The organism is Derxia lacustris (assembly GCF_002105195.1).
Classification (GTDB): Bacteria; Pseudomonadota; Gammaproteobacteria; order Burkholderiales; family Burkholderiaceae_E; genus Derxia; species Derxia lacustris.
This window is the reverse complement of sequence record NZ_MUHU01000001.1, coordinates 383,150-404,980: the sequence shown is the minus strand read 5'-3', so window position 1 is coordinate 404,980 and position 21,831 is coordinate 383,150. Positions and strand designations below refer to the sequence as shown.

Genomic DNA, 21,831 nt, shown 5'->3' with positions numbered 1-21,831 from the left:
GCTCAGACCTTCATCGGCAGGATGACCATCTGCATCCCTTCCAGATGCAGCTTGCGCTGGATCGCCACGGCGGCCTGGTTGTGCAGCAGCCGGGTGATCCAGTTCTCCTCGCGGAAGATGAGCTTGGAGGTGAAGAAGATGGTGTTCGGGAAATCTTTCTGCACCTGCTCGCACAGGTGCGACACCTCGGTCACCACGTCGATGCCAAAGCCCAGATAGCTGCGCGCCGCCAGCCCGTGGCTGTGGCAGAAATTCTCGAAGTACTTCACCGACACGGTCGCGTCGGTCTTCATCAGCTCCAGCTCGGCCTCGCCGCCGTAGACCTGCGCATCCACCGTGCGCGCATTGATGAACACGAAGTTGCGGAACTGGCCCGGAAACATCCGCTGCACCCACAGCCAGGCATGCAGGCCGCCGCCGCGCGAACTGCCCACGATGAAGGCCGCCGTCGGCGCCTCGCGGTCGCAGGCCGGCGGCGCGGTGACCGAGCCGAACGGCTGGGCGGCAAAGATCGCATCCACCTCGCCGATGGCGCTGCGGGTCTCGCGGTAATGGTTGCGCACCCACAGGCAGGCCGCGATGACCAGCCCGGTGATCAGCACCGTGACCCAGCCGCCCTCGAAGAACTTGGCGATGGTGGTCACGCACAGGATGCTCACCGTGACCAGCAGGCCGGTGGCCGACAGCAGCAGCCGTGGCAGCCAGCGCGTGCCGTCGCGATGCCGCAGCCAGTACACGCACAGTCCGGCCAGCGACAGCGAGAAGGTGAGGAAGACGTTGATCGAGTACAGCACCACCAGCAGATCGACCCGCCCGCCCGAGGCATAGAGGATGACGAAGGCGGCAAAGCCCATCACCAGGATGCCGTTCTGCGTGACCAGCCGCTGCGACAGGTAGCGGAACTTGTGCGGCACCCAGCTATCGACCGCCATGTTGGCCAGCACCGCCGGCCCGCCCAGAAAGCCGGTGTTGGCGGCCACGAACAGCAGCCCGGCCTCGAACAGCAGCACCACCGTGAGCGCCACCACGTTGCCCGCGCCGCTGAAGCCCATGTGGCCGAGGATGTCGCGGAACACCACGGCATTGAGCGTCTGGCCCTCGACGTGATGCGCGTTCCACAGCAGGTAGAGCAGGATGATTCCGCCGGCGGTGAAGGCCAGCGACGCGGCCATGTAGAGCATGGTCAGCTTGCCGGTCTTGACGCGCGGCTCGGCCAGGCTTTGCACGTTGTTCGACACCGCCTCGATGCCGGTGTACGTGCCGCCGCCGAGCGAATAGGCCTTGAGGAACAGCGCCGCGACAAACATCCACGAGGTGTCGCCGGCCAGCTGGCGCGTGTCGGCGAGCGTGTCGGGCACGAGGCTGGGCAGGCCGTCGGCATGCGCGCCGATGCCGTAGACGATGAGCACGAAATGCGTCGCCACGAAGCCGAGGAAGATCGGCAGCAGCAGCATGATCGACTCGCGCGCGCCGCGCAGATTGATGACGATGAGCAGCGCCAGCAGCACCACTTCCACCTGCAACTTCCACGGCTGCATGCCGTGCGGCAGCAGGCTGAACATGGCGTCGACGCCCGACGCCACCGAGATGACGATGGTCAGCACGTAATCGACGATGAGCGCCGAGCCGGCGACCAGCCCCGCGTGCGGGCCGATCAGCGTGGTGGCCACGCGGTAGCCGCCGCCGCCGGTGGGGAAGAGCTCGATGATCTGGTTGTAGGCCAGCGAAATGATGAAGACGGTGACCGCCGTCGCCAGCGCCAGATAGAGCCCGAAATGCGTGTGCGCGCCGAGCGCGCGGAAGGCTTCCTCCGGCCCGTAGGCCGATGACGAAAGCCCGTCGGCGCCGAGCCCGACCCAGGCCAGGAAGGCCACCAGCGCCAGCGAATGGCGCGTGGCCTGATTGGTCGGATCGAGCGGTTTGCCCAGCACCACATCGCGCAGTCGGCGGGTGTTCATGTGTTTCTCCGGAGCGCCAGTTGCAGAGGCGGCGCGGCGTCGTTTGCCGACGCGGGCGGCGAATCTACGCCCGGACGCGGGCGCGCGGCTAGGTCAGGCAGCCGGACGGCGGCATGCGCGGCGACCAATCGCACGCCAAGCGTTGCGTGGCTGCTGCGACAATCGGCCGATGACCCGCACAGGCAAATCAGTGAGTACCTCCTTGCAGGCCCGGACGAAGGGCGACGCGGCGGCCGCCGGCACCGCACCGGCGCGCAAGCCCGCGCGCGAATCGGCCGGCGATGCGCTCGGCCGCCGGCTGGAGCGCATGGGTCTGGTCACCGCGCGCGACTACGTGCTGCATCTGCCGCTGCGCTACGAGGACGAGACCCGCGTGGTGCCCGTGGCCGAGCTGGAGCCGATGCTGGTGCAGCAGGTGGAAGTGAAGGTGCTGGCGGTGGAAGTGGCGGTGCGCGGCCGCAAGCAGCTGCTGGTGCGCGCCGAGGATGCGAGCGGCGAGATCCTGCTGCGCTTCCTCAACTTCTATCCGAACCAGGTCGCGGCCTTCAACGCGGCCGAGCGCGACGGCAAGCCGCTGCGGGTGCGCGGCGAGGCGCGCCACGGCTGGCTGCCCGGCGCGCCGCCGGAGATGGTCCATCCCAAGTTCCGCGCCGTGACCGAAGGCGCGCCGCTGCCGCAGGTGCTCACGCCGGTGTACCCGGCGGCGGCCGGCGTGCCGCAGGCGGTGCTGCGCAAGCGCATCGATGCGGCGCTCGCGGTGTTCCAGCTCGAAGAAGTGCTGCCGATGCGGCTTCTGGAGCGGCTCGGCTATCTGTCGCTGGCCGAGGCGGTGCGCACGCTGCATCACCCGCCGGTCGGCGCCAATGCGGCGCTGCTCGACAAGAGCCATCCGGCCTGGACGCGCATCAAGTTCGAGGAGCTGCTGGCGCAGCAACTGGCGATGGCGCGCGCACGGGCGCTGCGGCTGGCGCGCCGGGCGCGGCCGCTGCCGGCCGGCGGGCTCGGCGTGCAGGCGCTGCGCGCGGCGCTGCCGTTTGCGCTGACTGCCGCGCAGGAACGCGTGGTGGCCGAGATCGCCGCCGACCTCGCGCAGGCCCAGCCGATGACCCGGCTGCTGCAAGGCGACGTGGGCGCGGGCAAGACCATCGTCGCGGCCTTCGCGGCGATGCAGGCCATCGACGCCGGCTTGCAGGTGGCGCTGATGGCGCCGACCGAAATCCTGGCCGAGCAGCATCTGCGCAAGCTCGGGGAGCTGCTCGCGCCGCTCGGCGTGAAGACCGTGTGGCTGGCCGGCTCGCAGAAGGCCAGCGAGCGGCGCGCCGCGCTGGCGGCACTGGCGAGCGGCGCGGCGCAGTTTGCCGTCGGCACGCATGCGCTGATCGAGGACACGGCGCAGTTCCGCGCGCTTGGCCTGGCCATCGTCGACGAGCAGCACCGCTTTGGCGTGGGCCAGCGGCTGGCGCTGCTGCGCAAGGCGGCGCCCGGCGATGCCGACGCCGAAGATGCGCTCGAAGTGCATCAATTGATGATGAGCGCCACGCCGATCCCGCGCACCCTGGCCATGACCGCGCTCGCCGACCTCGACGTGAGCAGCATCGACCAGCTGCCGCCCGGCCGCACGCCGGTGCGCACGCGGCTGGTCGACAACCACCGGCGCGACGAGGTGATCGCCCGCGTGCGGCATGTGGTGGCCGGCGGCGCGCAGTGCTACTGGGTCTGCCCGCTCATCGAGGAATCGGAGGCGCTGCAATTGCAGACCGCCATCGACACGCATGCGCGCCTGGGCGAGGAGCTGGCCGGCCTGAATGTGGGACTGGTCCACGGCAAGCTCGGCGCGGCCGACAAGCAGGCGGTGATGCATGCGTTTGCGGCCGGCGAGGTGCAGGTGCTGGTCGCCACCACCGTCATCGAGGTGGGCGTGGACGTGCCCAATGCCTCGCTGATGGTGATCGAGCATGCGGAGCGCTTTGGCCTTGCGCAGTTGCACCAGCTGCGCGGGCGCGTCGGGCGCGGCGCGGCCGAATCGGTCTGCGTGCTGCTGTACGAAAAGCCGCTGTCGCCGGTCGCGGCCGAGCGGCTGCGCACCATGCACGAGACCACCGACGGCTTCGAGATCGCGCGGCGCGATCTGCGCATTCGCGGGCCGGGCGAGTTTCTGGGCGCGCGCCAGAGCGGCTCGGCGCTGCTGCGGTTTGCCGATGTGGAGCTGGATGCCGAGATTGTCGAGCGCGCGCAGGCGGCGGCGCGCTGGCTGGAGAAGCATGAGCCGGCGGCGGCCGCTGCGCATCTGGAGCGTTGGCTGGGGTCGCGTGAGGCTTTCCTGAAGGTGTAGTCGAAATCGTGCTTGTCTTGCGCCGCTGCCGCCTGTCCCGATCTGCTGCTGGAAAACTGCCATGAACACCACCACCGTCCGCGCCGCCTGCCCCCACGACTGCCCCGACACCTGCGCCCTGCTGGTCGAGGTGCGCGACGGCGTGGCGGTGCGCGTCAGCGGCGACCCGGCCCATCCGACCACGCGCGGCGCGCTCTGCACCAAGGTGTCGCGCTACGAGCAGCGCACCTATCACCGCGACCGCGTGCTGCATCCGCTGCGGCGCGTCGGCGCGAAGGGCGAGGGCCGCTTCGAGCGCGTGAGCTGGGACGCGGCGCTGACCGACATCGCCGCGCGCCTGGGCGCCATCGCGGCGCGCAACCCCGAGGCCATCGTCCCGTACAGCTATGCCGGCACGATGGGCCTGGTGCAGGGCGAGAGCATGGCCGGGCGCTTCTTCAACAAGCTGGGCGCGGCGCGGCTCGACCGCACCATCTGCTCGGCCGCCGGCACCGTGGGCCTGCAATACACGCTCGGCGACCGCGTCGGGCCCGACATGGAGGCGGCGGTCGATGCCGGCGTCATCGTGTTCTGGGGCACCAACGCCATCGCGTCGAACCTGCATTTCTGGACCTTCGCGCAGGAGGCGAAGCGGCGCGGCGCGCTGCTGGTGGCGGTCGACCCGTACCGCTCGCTCACGGCCGACAAGTGCGCGCTGCACATCGCGCCGCTGCCCGGCACCGATGCGGCGCTGGCGCTCGGCGTGATGCATGTGCTCGTCCGCGAGGACTGGCTCGATCACGACTACATCGCGCGCCACACGCTCGGCTTCGATGAACTCAAGGCGCGGGCGGCGGAGTTTCCGCCGGCGCGGGTGGCGCAGCTTTGCGGCATTGCGGCCCATGAGGTCGAGGCGCTGGCGGCGGTCATCGGCAGCACGGCGCGCGGCGGCGCAAGCCCGGCCGCCGCAGCGCTGCCGCCCGCCGTCGCCGCCGCGCGCGGCCCGGTCTATCTGCGCCTGAATTACGGCATGCAGCGCAGCGCCGGCGGCGGCATGGCGGTGCGCAACATCGCCTGCCTGCCGGCGCTCACCGGCGACTGGCGCCATGCTGCCGGCGGCCTGCTGCTCTCGGCCTCGGGCAGCTTTGCCGTCGACAACGCCGCGCTCGAACGGCCCGATCTGCTCGCCGGCCGCCGCCCGCGCCACATCAACATGAGCACCATCGGCGACGACCTGCTGCGCCCGGCCGGCGCCGGCTTCGTACCCATCGAGGCGCTGGTCGTCTACAACAGCAACCCGGTCGCGGTCGCGCCCGATTCATCGCGGGTGGCAGCCGGCTTTGCGCGCGACGACCTGTTCACCGTGGTGCTCGAACACTTCCTGACCGACACCGCCGACTACGCCGACTACGTGCTGCCCGCCACCACGCAGCTCGAGCACTACGACCTGCACAAGACCTACGGCCACGCCTACGCGCTGGTCAACAACCCGGCCATCGCGCCGCTCGGCGAGGCGCTGCCCAATACCGAAATCTTCCGGCGGCTGGCGGCGCGGATGGGCTTCACCGACGCCTGCTTTGCCGACAGCGATGAAGCCATCGCGCGCCAGGCCTTCGACGCGAGCCATGCGCGCGGCCAGATCGACTGGCCCACGCTCGAAGCGCAGGGCTGGCAGCGCGCGCCCTGGACCGGCGCCGCCGGCAGCTTTGCGCCCTTTGCCGATGGCGGCTTCGGCACGCCCTCGGGCAAGTGCGAATTCTTCAGCGCGCGCATGCAGGCGGCCGGCCTCGATCCGCTGCCGGCCTGGATCGCGCCGGCCGAGGTCGGCAATGCCGAGCTGGCCGCGCGCTTCCCGCTCGCCATCGTTTCGCCGCCGGCGCGCAACTTCCTCAACTCCACGTTCGTGAATGTGGAAAGCCTGCGCGCGACCGAGGGCGAGCCGAAGCTCGACATCCACCCGCGCGACGCCGCAGCGCGTGGCATCGCCGACGGCGACCGGCTGCGCGTGTTCAACGACCGCGGCAGCTTCGAGCTCGCCGCGCGCGTCACCGATCGCGCCCGGCCCGGCGTGGTCGTCGCGCTGTCGATCTGGTGGAAGAAGCTCGCCGCCGACGGCCGCAATGCCAACGAGGTCGTGAGCCAGCGCCTTACCGACATGGGCGGCGGGCCCACGTTCTACGACTGCGCGGTGCAGGTGGAAAAGTGCGGCTGAAGCGCGGCGCGGCGGCGCGGCCGGAGCGCGCTTCGCATGCGCGGCCGCGCCGCATTGCGCTCACGCTCGCCGCCACCGCGCTGCTGCTCGGCGCCGGTTCCGGCTGCTCCACGCTCGGCTACTACGCGCAAAGCGTCGCCGGCCAGGCCGAGCTGCTGCAACGCGCCCGGCCCATCGACGAGGTGATCGCCGACCCGGCCACCGACGCCAAACTGCGCGCCCGGCTCGAACAGGTGCAGGACATCCGCCGCTTCGCCGCGCGCGAACTCGCGCTGCCCGACAACCCGAGCTACACCCGCTACGCCGATCTGCGCCGGCCCTTCGTGGTGTGGAACGTGTTCGCCACCCAGCCGCTGTCGCTCGCGCTGGAGACCAGCTGCTTTCCGGTCGTGGGCTGCGTCGGCTACCGCGGCTACTTCGCCGAGGCCGACGCGCGTGCCTGGGCCGAGCCGCTGCGCGCCCGTGGCCTCGACGTGAACGTGGCCGGCATTCCGGCCTATTCCACGCTCGGCTGGTTCGCCGATCCGGTGCTGAGCACCTTCATCAACCTGCCCGAGCCCGAACTCGCGCGGATGATTTTTCATGAGCTGTCGCATCAGGTCGCCTATGCGGCCAACGACACCATGTTCAACGAGAGCTACGCCACGGCGGTCGAACGCGCCGGCGTGCAGCGCTGGCTGGCGCGGCGCGGCGATCCGGCGCTTGCCGCCAGCTACGCCGCCTACGACGGTCGGCGCCAGGACTTCCTCGCGCTGATCGAGCGCCAGCGCGAACGGCTCGCCGCCATCTACGCCAGCGATGCCGACGACGCCAGCCGGCTCGCCGCCAAGCGCGCCGCCTTTGCCCAGCTGCGCGCCGACTACGACGCGCTCAAGCGCGAGCGCTGGGGCGGCTTTGCCGGCTACGACCGGTTCTTTGCGCAAGACCTCAACAACGCCCACATCGCGGCGATTGCGGCCTATCACCAGCTGGTGCCGGCCTTCGAGCGCCTGCTCGACGAGCAGCACGGCGACTTCGCGCGCTTTCATGCCGAGGTGCGCCGGCTGGCCCGGCTCGGGCCGCTGGGGCGTGCGGCGGCGGTCGCGCGGCTCTGCCCCGACTGCCAGCCCGCCGCCGACACGGCCGCCGCGCCGCGCTGAGCGGCGGCCGCCGCCGTTACCGCGCATCCGCGCACCGCCGTCACCTTCCGCTGCCTTTGCATTTCGGCCCGCTGCCCGCGTGCGGCGGCAATTCCGTGGGCGCGCCTGCGACATTCCGCATTGTGGCAATTGTCGCCGACGTGACGGACTCCCTTTTTCAGCCAAGTCGATGGCGATGCAGCAGCGCTCGGGCGCGGTCCGCCCGGACAGGTGAGGCATGTCACCAGTTGGAAAGTGGGGCGGCCTGGACGCCGCGCGCGGCAGCGGCCGCAGACGGTCGACCCGGGCCGGGGCAGGGCGCTGTGCCGGCGGCACCGGGCCGGTCGGCTTGCCCGACGACTCGCGCGCCTAAGGGAAAGTTCTAGTGGGGCGCGAAGGTGCCCGGTTTGGCGAAGGCGCTTCGTGACGCTTCGCACATCGGTCCGGGCTTTCCCTCATTGGTGAATCTCGATGCCATCTGGCGGGTTTTCGATGCGACAAGTCCGCCGGGAAAGGCGGTTTGCACCGGCTATCCGGGGTCACGGGCCGGCGTTAGCATCGCCACGCCCCGGCGCCGGCCGGTGCCAAGACAGTCCGCGACGAGGCCACGGAGACCCGACGATGAATGCACCGAACGCCCTCATGCAGCACGGCCGCCCATGGGTCGAGCACTACCCGCCGGGCATGCCGACCGAAGTCGATGCCAGCCAGTACCCCTCGCTGGTCGAGCTGTTCGAGGAGGCGGTGCGGCGCTTCAATGCGCGGCCGGCCTACTGCTTCATGGACCGCCAGCTGTCGTTCCAGGCGGTGGACGCGGCGGCGCGGCACTTTGCGGCCTGGCTGCAATCGCTCGGGCTGGTGCGCGGCGCGCGGGTGGCGGTGATGCTGCCCAATCTGCCGCAGTACCCGGTGGTGCTGTTCGGCATCCTGCGCGCCGGCTACACGGTGGTGAACGTCAATCCGCTCTACACGCCGCGCGAGCTGGAATACCAGCTCAAGGATTCCGGCGCCGAGGCCATCGTCATCCTCGAGAACTTCGCCCACACGCTGGAGCAGGTGATCGGCGCGACCAAGCTGCGCCATGTGGCGGTGGCATCGGTCGGCGATCTGCTCGGGCTGGTGCAGCGCGCGGTCGTCAACACCGTGGTGCGGCATGTGAAGAAGGCGGTGCCGCGCTGGAAGCTGCCCGGCCATGTGCGCTTCAACCAGACGCTGGTGCAGGGCGCGCGGCTGCCGTTCAACCGGGTGCGGGTGACGCCCGACGACATCGCCTTTCTGCAATACACCGGCGGCACCACCGGCATCAGCAAGGGCGCGGTGCTGACGCACGCCAACATGATCGCCAACGTGCTCCAGGCCGAGGCCTGGTATGAGCCGGCGCTGCGTCGGGTGCCGGTGGGCGAGCAGGTGGTCAAGCTGGGAGCCTTGCCGCTCTATCACATCTTTGCGCTCAACACGGTCTGCCTGCTCGGGCTGCGGGTCGGTGCGCAGATCGTGCTCATCCCCAATGCGCGCGATTTCGGCAGCCTGCTCGGCACGCTCAGGCGCCATCCGGTGCATGTGTTTCCGGCGGTCAACACGCTGTTCAACGCGCTGATGGATCACCCCGAGTTCGGGCGCGTGGACTGGACGCGGCTCAAGCTGTCGGTGGGCGGTGGCATGGCGGTGCAATCGGCGGTGGCGGCGCGCTGGCTGGAGAAGACCGGCTGCGCCATCGTCGAGGGCTACGGGCTGTCGGAAACCTCGCCGGTGGTCTGCGCCAACCCGACCACCTCCACCGCCTGGAACGGCAGCATCGGCATGCCGATGCCGGGTACCGACATCAGCATCCGCAACGACGACGGCAATCCGGTGCCGGTGGGCACGCCGGGCGAGCTGTGCGTGAAGGGGCCGCAGGTGATGCGCGGCTACTGGAACCGGCCCGAGGAGACGCGCAAGGCCTTCACGCCCGACGGCTATCTGCTGACCGGCGACATCGCCACGCTCGACGAGCGCGGCTACGTGAAGATCGTCGACCGCAAGAAGGACATGATCCTGGTGTCGGGCTTCAACGTGTATCCCAACGAGGTCGAGGATGTGCTGGCCGGCTGCCCGGGCGTGAAGGAAGTGGCGGCGGTCGGCATCCCCGACGAGCATTCGGGCGAGGCGGTGCGCGTGTACGTGGTGGCGCGCGACGAGAACCTGGACGAGCACGCGCTGCGTGCCTGGGCCAAGGAAAACCTCACCGGCTACAAGCGGCCAAAGGAAATCGTGTTCCGCAGCGAGCTGCCCAAGACCTCGGTCGGCAAGATCCTGCGGCGCGCGCTGCGCGACGGCACGGCGGAGTAGGACTGCCGGGCGGCGGCCAGCAAAAAGGGCGTCGATCGACGCCCTTTTTGCTGTCGGAGCCGACCGGCTCCGGTTGCGATGCCGACGCTCAGAGCGCCTTCATGAAGGCGACCAGATCGCTCTTTTCCTGCTCGGTCAGCTTGATGTCGAAGCGCTTGTTGTAGACCTCGACCACCTTGCGCAGGTCGGGCGCCGAGCCGTCGCTGAAGAAGGGCGCGCGCGCCGCCAGACCGCGCAGCTGCGGCACCGTCTTGCGGCCGATGTCGGCGCACTTGCCGGTGATGAGCGCCACGCCCGGATCGTTGGTGCGCACGGTCGTGCCGCCGTACAGCGTGCTGAAGCCGGGCTTGCAGCTCAGCTCGAACACCGGCAGATCGCTGGCCAGCGCCGGGCCGCCAAACTGCGTGCCGTGGCCGCCGATGCCGATGTCGCGCTGGGCGAAGGGCAGGGCGTCGCTGCCCACGCCGACCTGGTTGTGGCAGGTCGAGCAGCTGCCCGTGACCGCATTGCTGCCGACCACGTTGTTGAAGCCGGCCACGTTCGACAGCACGAACTTGCGCGAATTGAAGATGACCTCGCCGCGCGCGATCGCCGCGCGCGCCGTGGCGATGCCGCCGACCGGATTGCTCACGTTCCAGCTGCCGTACTGCACGAAGGTGCTGCCGTCGGCCGGCAGCGCGGCGATGGGCTGCTGGCTGGCGAGCCACTTCGGGCCGCCGTTGACGGGCTTGGCCGGCGTGCCGGTGGTCAGGTCGAAGGCGTTGCGCGAAAAGATCTGCGCGCTCAGCACATTGCGTTCATAGGCCACGATCTCGGCGATCTGCGCCGGCGTGGGCGCCGTGGTGGCCTGGGCATGGCCCATGGTCGCGTCGAAGGCCTGGCTTTCGAGCGTCGGCTCGCGGCCGTCCCACATGATGTTGCCGCTCTGGAACTTGCCGGTGACCGGATCGACGGCGAGCGGGTCGCCGGTCATCAGGTCGATCGGCGGAAAGCCCGAGGTCGGCGAATCGGCCAGGGTGGACGTGGTGAAGGCCAGGTTGGCCGACATGCGCGGGCGCCGGTACACCGAGACGATCTGGCGCGTCGCGCCGCTGGCCGGATCGGTGGTCGTGGCATAGGCCGGATCGGTATTGCAGCCGTAGGGGTCGCTCACGACCTTCACGGTGAACTCGACCGGATGCGGATTGCTGCCGCTGGTGGTCAGCGGCACCGGCAGGAACACGCGGAACAGCCCCTTGTTGAGCAGCAGCGAATAGGCCGCCTCGCGCCCGCGCTGGTTGCCGCCGAGCAGGCCGCCGAGCAGCGAGCGCCGGGTGTCGGCGGCGGGCACATTGCTCGGGCAGTTGGCGCCGTCGACCGGCGCGAACAGCGGATCGCGCCCGGCGCTGAGCCAGAAGCGGGTGCGGATGTGGTCGGTGCCGACCGTCATCGCATTGGCCGGCTGGTGGCAGGTGGCGCAGGTGCGGCCGTTGCTGCCCAGCGACTGGAAGAAGGCATTGCCCTTGGTCACGACCGGCCCGTTGATCTGCCAGTGGCCGAGCGTGCCTTCGCTGTTGTTGAAGCTGTCGTACTGCGCCAGATAGGACGGCGTGGCGGCGAACAGCTGGCTGCCACCGAGCGGCAGCGGCGCGGTGAGCGCGGACTGCAACTGCGGCCCGAAATGGCGCGGCGCGCGCGGCGGGATCAGGCGCGACACATCGGCGTCGGCGGCAAACGCGGGCAGGGCAAGGGCGAGCGCGGCGGCCGCGGCGGCCAGACGAAGGGAGCTTGAGAGGGTCATCGTGACTCCGGGAAGTGAAATTTTTCTAGGAGAAATGCCTAGCTATTTCTGGGTGAGAAATAGTAGACATCGCGCGGAAATCCACGGTTACGAGTTAGGTGGCGGTCAGACGAACGGCAGCGCCGGCAACCCGGGCGACACTTTCCGTTGCGGTCTTGCCGCACCCCTCTCACAGGAGACAGATGCAATGAACCCGAGCGACCTCAGCCTTCCCGTCAGTACCGACCGCCGCGATTTCGTGCGCAGCGCCGTCGGCGCGGGCTTTGCCGCCGCCGTGCTGCCCGCGCTGGCCCAGACCGCCATCCACACTTCGCCTGACGGTCTGGTGGCCGGCGAACTCAGCGTCGCCAGCGGCGCCGACGCCATTCCCGCCTACCGCGCGCGACCGGCGGCGGGCAGCCACTGGCCGCTGGTGCTGGTGGTGAGCGAAATCTTCGGCGTGCATGAGCACATCGCCGATCTGTGCCGGCGGCTGGCCCGGGCCGGCTACTACGCGGTCGCGCCCGAGCTGTTCGTGCGCCAGGGCGATGCCAAGGCCGAGCAGGCGATTCCCGAACTCATCAGGAACGTGGTTGCGAAAAAGTCGGACGCCGAAACGCTGGCCGACCTGGACGCGACCGTGGCCGCCGCCATCAAGGACGGCGCCGACGGCACGCGGCTGGCCATCACCGGCTTCTGCTGGGGCGGGCGGGTGGTGTGGATGTATGCGGCGCACAGCCCGCAGCTGAAGGCCGGCGCGGCCTGGTACGGCAAGCTCGTCAACGGCTTCAACCCGGCGCTGCAACCCAGCAATCCGGTGGATGTGGCAGCGAAGCTGCATGCGCCGGTGCTGGGCCTGTACGGCGCCAAGGACGACAGCATTCCGCTCGACGGCATCGAGCGCATGAAGGGCGAGCTGGCCCGGGGCACGCCGGCCGCGCGCAAGAGCGAGTTCGTCGTCTATCCGAACTCGGGTCATGCCTTCAACGCCGACTACCGGCCGAGCTATGTGGCGGCCGATGCCAGGGACGGCTGGGCGCGGATGCTGGCCTGGTTCAAGGCCAACGGCGTGTGAGGCACGCGGCGCGGCCGGCCAGCCGCGCCCTCCGGCCGGCGCCGGCCACCGAATCGCCGCCGGCCCATCGATAGCCCGCGGCTACACTGCGCCGCGTGAATACCAGCCTCCTCCTCATCGTCGGCGCGATTGCGCTGTCGGCCGCGTTCAGCATCAGCGCGGCGGCCTTTCTCAGCTTCACCGTGCTGGCGCGCATGGTTCACCGAATGGTGGCGTTCTCGGTCGGCATCCTGCTGGGCGCGGCGCTGCTGCACATGCTTCCCGAGGCCTTCGAGCAGCACGGCGAGCCGCATGCGCTGTTCGGGCTGCTGCTCGGCGGCGTCATCACCTTCTTTGTGCTGGAGCGCTTCTCGGTACTGCGCCACGACCATCACCACGAGGGCGACGATCACGACCATCACCACGGCCACGACGCGGCCCAGGCCGGGCGCGGCGGCTGGCCGATCCTGATCGGCGATGCGGTGCACAAGGCGGCCGACGGCGTGGTGATCGCGGCGGCCTTCCTCAGCGACTGGAAGCTCGGCGCGATCGCCGCCGGCTCGATCATTGCGCACGAGATTCCGCAGCAGATCGGCGATTTCATGGTGCTGCTGAATGCCGGCTTCAGCCGCAAGCGCGCCTATTTCTTCAATCTGCTGACCGGGCTGGCCGGCGTCTGCGGCGGCGTGCTGGGCTGGGCGCTGTTTGGCCGGGTGACGGCGCTGATTCCCTACGCGCTGGTGATTGCCAGCAGCAGCTTCATCTACATCGCGCTCAGCGACCTGATGCCGCAGTTGCAGCGCGAGGGCCGGCGCGATGAGAGCTTTGTGCAGCTGGCGCTGATCGGGCTTGGCGTGGCGATCATCTATTCGGTGTTCGCGGTGCAGCACGGGCATTGAGCCCGCGCCGCAGCTTCATTCAGGTCGCGGCGAGCGCCTGATCGATGTCCGCGAGCAGATCGTCGATGTGCTCGATGCCGATCGACAGCCGCACCATGTCCTCGGTCACGCCGGCCTTGACCAGCTCCTCGGGCGCGAGCTGGCGGTGCGTGGTCGAGGCCGGATGCGTCGCCAGCGACTTGGCATCGCCGATGTTGACCAGCCGCGTGATGAGCTTGAGCCCGTCCTGGAAGCGCGCGCCGCCGTCGCGCCCGCCATGCACACCGAAGGTGAGCAGCCCCGACGCGCGGCCCGACAGGTATTTCTGCGCCAGCGCATGGGCCGGGTCGTCCTCCAGCCCGGCATAGCTCACCCAGTTGACCTTGGGATGGCCCTTGAGAAAGCGCGCCACCCGGGTCGCGTTGTCGCAGATGCGGTCCATGCGCAGCGCCAGCGTCTCGATGCCTTGCAGGATGAGGAAGGCGTTGAACGGCGAGATCGCCGCGCCGGTATTGCGCAGCGGTACCACGCGGGCCCGGCCGATGTAGGCCGCCGCGCCGAGCGCCTCGGTGTAGACCACGCCGTGGTAGCTCACGTCGGGCTCGTTGAGGCGGCGAAAGCGCGTCTTGTGCTCAGCCCACGGGAACTTGCCCGAGTCGACGATGGCGCCGCCCAGGCTGTTGCCGTGACCGCCCAGGTACTTGGTGAGCGAGTGCACGACGATGTCGGCGCCGTGCTCGAACGGGCGGCACAGATAGGGCGTGGGCACGGTGTTGTCGACGATCAGCGGCACGCCGTGCGCATGGGCCACTTCGGCGATGGCCTCGAAGTCGGTCACGTTGCCGAGCGGATTGCCGACCGACTCGACGAACACGGCCTTGGTGCGCTCGTCGATCAGCGCGCCGAACGACGCCGGATCGCGCGGATCGGCGAAGCGGGTGGCGATGCCGTACTGCGGCAGCGTGTGCGCGAACAGGTTGTAGGTGCCGCCGTACAGCGTGCTGGCCGAGACGATGTTGTCGCCCGTCTCGGCGATGGTGAGGATCGAGTAGGTGACCGCCGCCTGACCCGAGGCCAGCACCAGCGCCGCCAGCCCGCCTTCGAGCGCCGCGACGCGCTGCTCCAGCACGTCGGTGGTCGGATTCATGATCCGCGTGTAGATGTTGCCGGCCACCTTCAGGTCGAACAGGTCGGCGCCGTGCTGGGTGTCGTCGAAGGCATAGGCGACGGTCTGGTAGATCGGCACGGCCACGGCGCGCGTGGTCGGGTCGGGCTTGTAGCCGCCGTGCACGGCCAGGGTTTCGAGCTTCCAGTTCGGGGTGCTGTCGGTCATGGTTGTCTCCTGATGATCCGGGCGGCCAGGGCAGTTTCCGTGCCGCGCCCGGTGGCGGCATTGAAAGCGGTTTCGGCACCGATTGCAGCAGCCGCCGGCAACCGGCGCTGCATCGCGGACAGTGACTGCCTGCGCGCCGACAGTTCGGCGCATCTCGCATCGCGCGCGGTTTGCGGCGACACTCGCGGCCCCTAATAAAGGCGCGAGAAAACTTCATGACATCGGAACAAATTGCCCTCGTCCAGGCGTCGTGGCAGCGCGTGCTGCCCTTGCACGACGTGGTGGCCGGCATCTTCTACGCCAAGCTGTTCGAGATCGACCCGTCGCTGCGTGCGCTGTTCAAGGGCGACATCGGCATGCAGGGCCGCAAGCTGGTGGCGATGCTGGCGACCGTCATCGACAAGCTCGACAAGCTCGACACCGTGATGCGCGACATCCAGTCGCTCGGCCGGCTGCATGTGCATTACGGCGTGAAGGACGAGCACTACGAGACCGTCGGACTGGCGCTGCTGGCCACGCTCCAGACCGGGCTCGGCGACGAGCACTTCCCGGCCGAGACGCGCGCCGCCTGGGCCACCGCCTACACCGCGCTGGCCGATGCGATGAAGGCGGCCGCCGCCGCTGCCCGTCCGGCCGCCTGAGTCCGGGTCACGGCGGGGTCATCCCGGCTGCCTAGCCTCGCGGACTTTCACCGTCCACCGAGGAAGCACCATGCCGGCACCCGCCCGCACCCAGACTTTGCCGATCGCCATGCTGTGCACAGCGCTCCTGCTTGCCGCCTGCGGCAGCGACGACGGCCTCGCGGCCGATCCCGCCAGCGTCGATACCTATGTGAAGTCGGCCTGGGTCGAGCTGGGCCCGAACGGCGCCGCCATCGCGCGCGCCGTCAGCTCGCATGCCGACACCTGCCCGCGCGTCGAAATCGACGGCAACGCCAGCCGCATGACGCTGCGCGCCGGCGCCGGCACGCCGGCCCAGCGCAGCACCGCCAGCGCCGCCGAGGATTCGAAGGCCTCGGCCTTCCCGGTGCTGTCCTGCGAAATCGCCGTGCCCGCCACGGCCAAGACGCTGACGCTCGGCAGCCGCACGCTGCCGCTGCCCAAGGCCAGCCCGCAGCGCGTCGTCGTGCTGGCCGATACCGGCTGCCGCATGAAGAAGGCCGACAACGCCTGGCAGGCCTGCTCCGATGCCGGCGCCTGGCCGTTCGAGACCATCGCCACCGCGGCCGCCGTGCTCAAGCCCGATCTGGTGCTGCACATCGGCGACTACCACTACCGCGAAAACGCCTGCCCGAGCGACGTCGCCGGCTGCCAGGGCAGCCCCTGGGGCTATGGCTGGGATACCTGGGAAGCCGACCTGTTCAAGCCGGCCGCCCGACTGCTGGCCGCCGCGCCCTGGGTGATGGTGCGCGGCAATCATGAGGAATGCGCGCGCGCCGGCCAGGGCTGGGCCCGCTTCCTCGACACCTCGGCCTACAGCGCCGCGCGCAGCTGCGATGACCCGGCCAACGACAGCACCGGCAACTACACCGACCCGTTTGCGGTGCCGATCGGCGCCGATACCCAGGTGATCGTTTTCGACAGCGCCAAGACCGGCAAGGCCGCGCTCAAGAGCACCGACTTCCAGTTCACGACCTATCAGGCGCAGTTCAAGAAGGCGGCCGAGCTGGCGCAGAAGACCGGCGTGGCCAGCATCTGGGCCAATCACCATCCGATCCTGGCGTTTGCGCCGCTGGCCGGCGCCGCGCCGGCGGGCGGCAATGCCGCGCTGCTGTCGGTCGGCGATGCGACCTACCCGAGCGCCTACTACCCGAGCGGCATCAAGCTGGCCATCCACGGCCATGTGCACGACTTCCAGGCCATCAGCTTCAGCAGCAACCATCCGGCCACCATCGTGAGCGGCAACGGCGGCGACAACCTCGACGTGAACCTGCCCGACCCGCTGCCGGCCGGCAGCACGCCGGCGCCGGGCGCGGTCATCGACAGCATCGCCCACACCTCGACCTTCGGCTTTCTGGTGATGGACCGGGTCGGCGCCGGCTGGGTCTACAAGGCCATGACGCGCGACGGCAAGCTGCTGACTACCTGCACGCTGAGCGGCAGCAAGCTGGTCTGCGACAAGACGGGCTATCTGGCGCCGTGATGCACAGCGGGCGGGCGGTGCGGCGGCTGGCGGCTGCGCTGCTGCTGGCGTGGATGGCGCTGGCGGCGGCGCAGGCCGCGCTGCCGGTGACCGGCGACGCCGCTGCGGCGCGCCCTGGCGCGGTCGACGGCCGCGCGCAGTCCGCTCCCGCCCGCATCGGCAGCACGCCGGAGCGCGCCGCAATCGTGTCGCCGGTGCGCGAATTCCATCCCGATCCGGCGCTCGCCGCGCTGGGCCGGCGGCTGTTCTTCGACGCCAGCCTGTCGCGTCCGGCCGGCAGCAGCTGCGCCAGCTGCCACGATCCGGCGCATGCCTGGGGCGGCGGACGGCTGACGCCGGCCGGCGTGTCGGCCGGCAGCCGGCCCGGCCATGCCAGCCCGCGCGCCACGCCGTCGCTGCTGTATGTGCGCCAGGTGCCGCCGCTCTATTTCTATCGGGACGATGACGCGCTCGCGCCGTCGCCCTTTGGCGGGCTGATGGCCGACGGCCGCGCCGACACGCTGGCGCAGCAGGCCGCGCTGCCGCTGCTCAATCCCGACGAGATGAACAACCGCAACGGCCGCGATGTGGCGGCCCGGCTCGCGCGCGCCGACTATGCCGGCGAGATCGCCGCACGCTTCGGCCGGCGCGCGCTCAGCGACGGCAAGGCGGCGCTCGATGCCGCCGGCGCCGCGCTCGAAGCCTTTCTGCAAAGCGAGGAGATGGCGCCGTACAGCTCGCGCTTCGACGACTGGCTGCGCGGTCGCGGCCAGCTCGCGCCGCTGGAGCTGCGCGGCATGGCGCTGTTCCGCGATCCGGACAAGGGCAATTGCGCCTCGTGTCACCAGTTCAGCCCCACGTCGAGCAATCCGGCGCGCTCGCCGTTCACCGACTTTGGCTATGACGCGATTGCCGCGCCGCGCAACCGGGCGCTTGCGGCCAATCGCGCCGGCGGGCAGTTCGATCTGGGCCTGTGCCGCACCGCCCGTGCGCGCGGCTGGCCCGAGCCCGATGCCTGGTGCGGCTGGTTCCGCACGCCCACGCTGCGCAATGTGGCCGAGCGCGAGCGCTTCATGCACAACGGCGCGCTGCGCGACCTGCGCGAGGTGCTGCGCTTCTACGCCACCCGCGCGACCGCGCCCGACGACTGGTATCCGCCCGGCGCGCGCTTCGACGATCTGCCGCCGCAGCTGCGCGGCAATGTCAACGTGAATTCGGTGCCGTACAACCGCCGGCCGGGCGCCGCGCCTGCGTTCGACGAGGCGGACATCGATGCGCTGCTGGCGTTTCTGCGCACGCTCAGCGACCGGCCGGCGGGCGCTGCGGGCGTGCGCTGAACCACACGCGGCTGCGGCGCGGCGCGGCACGGCCGGCGCAGCGTCAGCCGCAATCCGGGCCATGCCGCCGCGCAATCACTGCGCGCCGGTCGCCACCGGCCGCGCGCGGTCCTCGATCCATTCGCTCCAGCTGCCGGCGTAGAGCACGCCGGTCTCGATGCCCGCATGCCGCGCCGCGAGCAGGTTGTGGCAGGCGGTCACGCCCGAGCCGCACTGATGCAGCAGCGGTTTGCCGCCGGCCAGCGCGTCGAAGCGTTCGCGCAGCGCGGCGGCCGGCTTGAAGTGGCCGTCGGCGTCCAGGTTGTCCTTGAAGAACGCATTCACCGCGCCCGGGATGTGGCCGGCGACCGGATCGGTCTTCTCGTTCTCGCCGCGAAACCGGTCGGGCGCGCGCGCATCGAGCAGGGTGAGCGCGGCGCTGTCGATGTTGGCGCGCACGGCGGCGGCGTCCGCCAGCTGTTCCAGCGCCGGGCGCAGCGTGAAGGCGGCCGGCGCGCGCCGCGTGACCGTGTGCTCGACCAGCGCGGCGGCATCGGCGTGCGCGGCGGCGTAGGCCTGCCAGCCCGCGAAACCGCCGTCGAGCACCGCCACCTTGGCGTGGCCGCACCAGCGCAGCATCCACCACAGCCGGCCCGCGAACATCGCGCCCTGGGTGTCGTAGACCACCACCTGCGTGGCATCGCCGATGCCCAGCTGCGCAAAGCGGCGCGCGGCTTCCTCGCGCGACGGCAGCGGATGGCGGCCGCCGTTGATGGCCGCGTCGCCCTTGGCCGACAGCTCGCGGTCGAGATGGGCGTAGACCGCGCCGCGCACATGGCCGGTGGCGGCGTAATCGGCCTCGCCCCAGGCCGGATTGGCCAGATCGAAGCGGGTGTCGATGACGAGCCAGTCGGCGTCGTCGAGATGGGCCGCGAGCGTGGCGGCGTCGATCAGCGTGGTGTGGGGCATCGCGGGGCTCCGGGCGGAAAGCCGCGATGATCGCTCAGCGCCGAGCGGCCGCTGCCGGATCGGCCGTGGCCTGCGCCGTCAGCAGCGTGGCCCATGCCCCGGCGCCGGCGATCAGCCCGATGCCGATCCACGCCTGCGCCGGCGTCACGTCGCCCCACACCAGCCAGCCCCAGCCGCTGCCAAACACGATGGTGCTGTAGCCGAGCGTCGCCGCCAGCAGCGGCTTGCCGCGTCCGTAGGCATGGGTGAGCGCCAGTTGCGCCACCAGCGCCAATCCGCCCACCGCCAGCAGATAGCCGAGATGGCGCGCATCGGGCCAGTGCGCGCCGAAGGCCAGCATGCCCGCAGCGCCGGCCGCCGCCCCGCTCAATGAAAAGTAGAACACCGTGCGCGTCGACGGCTCGCCGAGCTGGCCGAGCGTGCGCAGCGACAGCAGCGCGCCCGCGCCGAGCAATCCCGACGCCAGTCCGGCCGCGCCCCACAGCCATTGCTCGGGCGCGAGCGTGGGCCGCAGCACGCAGACGATGCCGGCAAAGCCGATCAGCAGCGCGGCCAGCATCCGCCGGCCCGGTCCACGCCGACCGGCACGCCAGGCGCCACCGACCAGCAGCGCAGCCAGAAACAGCGACGAGGTGTAGTTGAGCGTGAGCGCCGTCGCCAGCGGCAGATGGGCGGTGGTGGCAAACCACAGCAGCACCGCCGTCGTGCCCGACGCATTGCGCGCCAGATGGCCGCGCCAGTGCGGCGTGACCACCAGCGCGCGCAGGCCGCCCATGCGCCGCAGCGCCATCGGCAGCAGCACCGCCAGCCCCACGGCATTGCGCCAGAACAGGATTTCCCAGGCGCTGTGCGCATCGATGGCGAGCTTGACGAAGGCGGCGACCAGCGAGAACAACGCCGCCGCCGCCAGCATCCAGAGCGATTGCATGCGCCGCCCTCAGCTGCCCGCGCCGCGCCCGAAGGCGCGGGCGGGCGGCAGCGCAGCGCGCCCGCCCGCCGTCAAATCGACGGTCGGCCGAGTTCGCGCCGCAGGTACTCGTGGAAGTGGAGCATCCCGTCCTCGAACGGCGACTGGTAGGGCCCGACCTCGTTGATGCCGCGGTTGAGCAGTGCGCGCCGGCCACGATCCATGCGCTCGGCGATCTCGTCGTCCTCGATCGCGGTTTCCATGTAGGCCGCGCGCTGGGCATCGACGAACTCGCGCTCGAACCAGCAGATTTCCTCGGGGTAGTAGAACTCGACGATGTTCATCGTCCGGCCCATGCCCATCGGATGCAGCGTGGAAACCGTGAGCACGCCCGGATACCACTCCAGCATGATGTTCGGATAGACCGTCATCCACACCGCGCCGAACTCGGGCAGCGAATTGCCGTTGTCGAAGTACTTGCGGCACTGGTTGTGCCACTGCTCGTAGGTCCTGGAACCCGGCTTGCCGAGCGAATCGAGCAGGCCCACGGTCTGCACCGAGAAATGCTTGCCGAATTCCCAGGCCAGATTGCCGCAGTTCACGAACTTGCCCAGGCCGGGATGGAAGGGCACGACGTGGTAGTCCTCCAGGTAGACCTCGATGAAGGTCTTCCAGTTGTAGTTGCACTCGTGCATTTCCACATGGTCGAGCCGGTAGCCGGTGAAGTCGAAGTACTTGGCGAACTTCGAGGTTTCCAGCTCGGCCAGCACCTCGCGCGACAGCTGCGAGCCGCTGTCCTCGAACAGCAGGCCGTTCCATTCCAGCGTCGGCGAGCGCCTCAGGTTGAGGCAGGGGTTCTCGGCAAAATGCGGCGCGCCGATGAGTTCGCCCTTGAGATCGTAGGTCCAGCGGTGCAGCGGGCAAACGATGTTCTTGCCGCCGGTATTGCCACGGCCTTCGAGCATCACCGCCTGGCGGTGCCGGCAGACGTTGGAGATGAGCTCGATGCCGCGTTCGTTGTGCACCAGCGCGCGGCCGTGATCCTCTTGCGGCAGCGCGTAATAGTCGCCGTGCTCCGGCACCATGAGGCGCGTGCCCACATAGCGCGCGGACGGCGCGAACAGTTGATGGAGTTCCTGCTGGTAAAGCTTTTCGTCGAAATACCAGGTGACAGGAAGTTGGCTAGACGGACGCGCGAGCGCGACTTGATTGCCAATGTCTGACATGACCCCAACCCTTTAATGAATTGAAGACACCCAAACGACTCCGGTGCGTTGCGCGCCGGAGAGGGAGTCGAAAAACCGGACGGCCGGCGCAACAAGTGCGTCACCGTCCAACCTTCGCCCCCGTAACTGCATGATCCGAAAGGGAATTCCGCAATCGGAATCCGTGCAACCAAACAGGGCATTCGGACCAATGCGGAAATTTGCGATTCGTCCGAGGAACTGCGGAGTCTAGCAAAGTCCTTTCCGCCGGAATTGGCTTGGTTCAACAAACGTAAATGCGGCTGATGTACGGCGCCGATTGCGGCTGGGCGGCGCAGGGTCCGGGAGATGGCCCAGGCGCG

General features: G+C 69.9%; 15 protein-coding genes. 9 read left to right on the top strand and 6 right to left on the bottom strand.

What is annotated here, in order from left to right; translation table 11 throughout:
- Positions 1 to 2: 2 nt before the first annotated feature.
- Positions 3 to 1,958, bottom strand: a complete 1,956-nt coding sequence (locus B9P64_RS01755; protein WP_085314541.1) for an APC family permease — start codon at positions 1,956 to 1,958, stop codon at positions 3 to 5.
- Between B9P64_RS01755 and recG the strand changes: the two genes are divergently transcribed.
- The 4 genes from recG to B9P64_RS01735 all read left to right on the top strand — a co-directional run bounded on the left by recG (position 1,957) and on the right by B9P64_RS01735 (position 9,927).
- On the top strand, positions 1,957 to 4,290 hold the full coding sequence (gene recG, locus B9P64_RS01750; protein ID WP_085314540.1) for an ATP-dependent DNA helicase RecG: 2,334 nt from the start codon (positions 1,957 to 1,959) through the stop codon (positions 4,288 to 4,290). The two genes, B9P64_RS01755 and recG, sit on opposite strands and share 2 nt — an antisense overlap.
- A gap of 61 nt (positions 4,291 to 4,351) precedes the next feature.
- Positions 4,352 to 6,481, top strand: coding sequence for a molybdopterin-containing oxidoreductase family protein (locus B9P64_RS01745; RefSeq protein WP_085314539.1), 2,130 nt, complete (start codon positions 4,352 to 4,354; stop codon positions 6,479 to 6,481).
- Complete coding sequence (locus tag B9P64_RS01740) at positions 6,472 to 7,620, top strand: aminopeptidase (protein ID WP_235839860.1); 1,149 nt, start codon at positions 6,472 to 6,474, stop codon at positions 7,618 to 7,620. The genes B9P64_RS01745 and B9P64_RS01740 overlap by 10 nt, the downstream gene beginning before the upstream one ends.
- Before the next feature lie 600 nt (positions 7,621 to 8,220).
- The gene (locus tag B9P64_RS01735; RefSeq protein WP_235839859.1) at positions 8,221 to 9,927 is read left to right on the top strand and encodes a long-chain-fatty-acid--CoA ligase; all 1,707 of its coding nucleotides are present in this window, start codon (positions 8,221 to 8,223) and stop codon (positions 9,925 to 9,927) included.
- A gap of 88 nt (positions 9,928 to 10,015) precedes the next feature.
- On the opposite strand, the gene B9P64_RS01730 is transcribed toward B9P64_RS01735, so the two are convergent.
- Positions 10,016 to 11,707 carry a hypothetical protein gene (locus tag B9P64_RS01730; RefSeq protein ID WP_085314538.1) on the bottom strand — a complete coding sequence of 564 codons (1,692 nt, stop codon included), beginning with the start codon at positions 11,705 to 11,707 and terminating at the stop codon, positions 10,016 to 10,018.
- A 187-nt stretch (positions 11,708 to 11,894) separates the two neighbouring features.
- Between B9P64_RS01730 and B9P64_RS01725 the strand changes: the two genes are divergently transcribed.
- Both B9P64_RS01725 and B9P64_RS01720 read left to right on the top strand, forming a co-directional pair.
- On the top strand, positions 11,895 to 12,761 hold the full coding sequence (locus B9P64_RS01725; RefSeq protein ID WP_085314537.1) for a dienelactone hydrolase family protein: 867 nt from the start codon (positions 11,895 to 11,897) through the stop codon (positions 12,759 to 12,761).
- A 95-nt stretch (positions 12,762 to 12,856) separates the two neighbouring features.
- Complete coding sequence (locus tag B9P64_RS01720; protein ID WP_235839858.1) at positions 12,857 to 13,639, top strand: ZIP family metal transporter; 783 nt, start codon at positions 12,857 to 12,859, stop codon at positions 13,637 to 13,639.
- Between the two features lie 19 nt (positions 13,640 to 13,658).
- Here the strand turns inward: B9P64_RS01720 and B9P64_RS01715 are convergent, their stop codons facing one another.
- On the bottom strand, positions 13,659 to 14,951 hold the full coding sequence (locus B9P64_RS01715; protein WP_085314535.1) for an O-acetylhomoserine aminocarboxypropyltransferase/cysteine synthase family protein: 1,293 nt from the start codon (positions 14,949 to 14,951) through the stop codon (positions 13,659 to 13,661).
- Between the two features lie 215 nt (positions 14,952 to 15,166).
- Here B9P64_RS01715 and B9P64_RS01710 point away from each other — a divergent pair, with 215 nt between their 5' ends.
- The 3 genes from B9P64_RS01710 (at position 15,167) to B9P64_RS01700 (ending at position 18,409) form a co-directional block, all read left to right on the top strand.
- Positions 15,167 to 15,592: a globin domain-containing protein gene (locus tag B9P64_RS01710; RefSeq protein WP_085314534.1), complete on the top strand. Its 426-nt coding sequence runs from the start codon at positions 15,167 to 15,169 to the stop codon at positions 15,590 to 15,592.
- A 70-nt stretch (positions 15,593 to 15,662) separates the two neighbouring features.
- Positions 15,663 to 17,093, top strand: a complete 1,431-nt coding sequence (locus B9P64_RS01705; RefSeq protein ID WP_085314533.1) for a metallophosphoesterase — start codon at positions 15,663 to 15,665, stop codon at positions 17,091 to 17,093.
- Complete coding sequence (locus B9P64_RS01700) at positions 17,093 to 18,409, top strand: cytochrome-c peroxidase (RefSeq protein ID WP_085314532.1); 1,317 nt, start codon at positions 17,093 to 17,095, stop codon at positions 18,407 to 18,409. Before B9P64_RS01705 ends, B9P64_RS01700 begins: the two co-directional genes overlap by 1 nt.
- A 75-nt stretch (positions 18,410 to 18,484) precedes the next feature.
- On the opposite strand, the gene B9P64_RS01695 is transcribed toward B9P64_RS01700, so the two are convergent.
- From B9P64_RS01695 to B9P64_RS01685, 3 genes are all read right to left on the bottom strand, one after another.
- Positions 18,485 to 19,357 carry a sulfurtransferase gene (locus B9P64_RS01695; protein WP_085314531.1) on the bottom strand — a complete coding sequence of 291 codons (873 nt, stop codon included), beginning with the start codon at positions 19,355 to 19,357 and terminating at the stop codon, positions 18,485 to 18,487.
- Positions 19,358 to 19,391: 34 nt separating this feature from the next.
- Positions 19,392 to 20,285, bottom strand: a complete 894-nt coding sequence (locus tag B9P64_RS01690; protein WP_085314530.1) for a DMT family transporter — start codon at positions 20,283 to 20,285, stop codon at positions 19,392 to 19,394.
- Positions 20,286 to 20,356: 71 nt separating this feature from the next.
- Entirely contained in the window at positions 20,357 to 21,490 is a 1,134-nt protein-coding gene (locus B9P64_RS01685; protein WP_085314529.1) for an aromatic ring-hydroxylating oxygenase subunit alpha, read from the bottom strand.
- Positions 21,491 to 21,831: the final 341 nt, after the last annotated feature.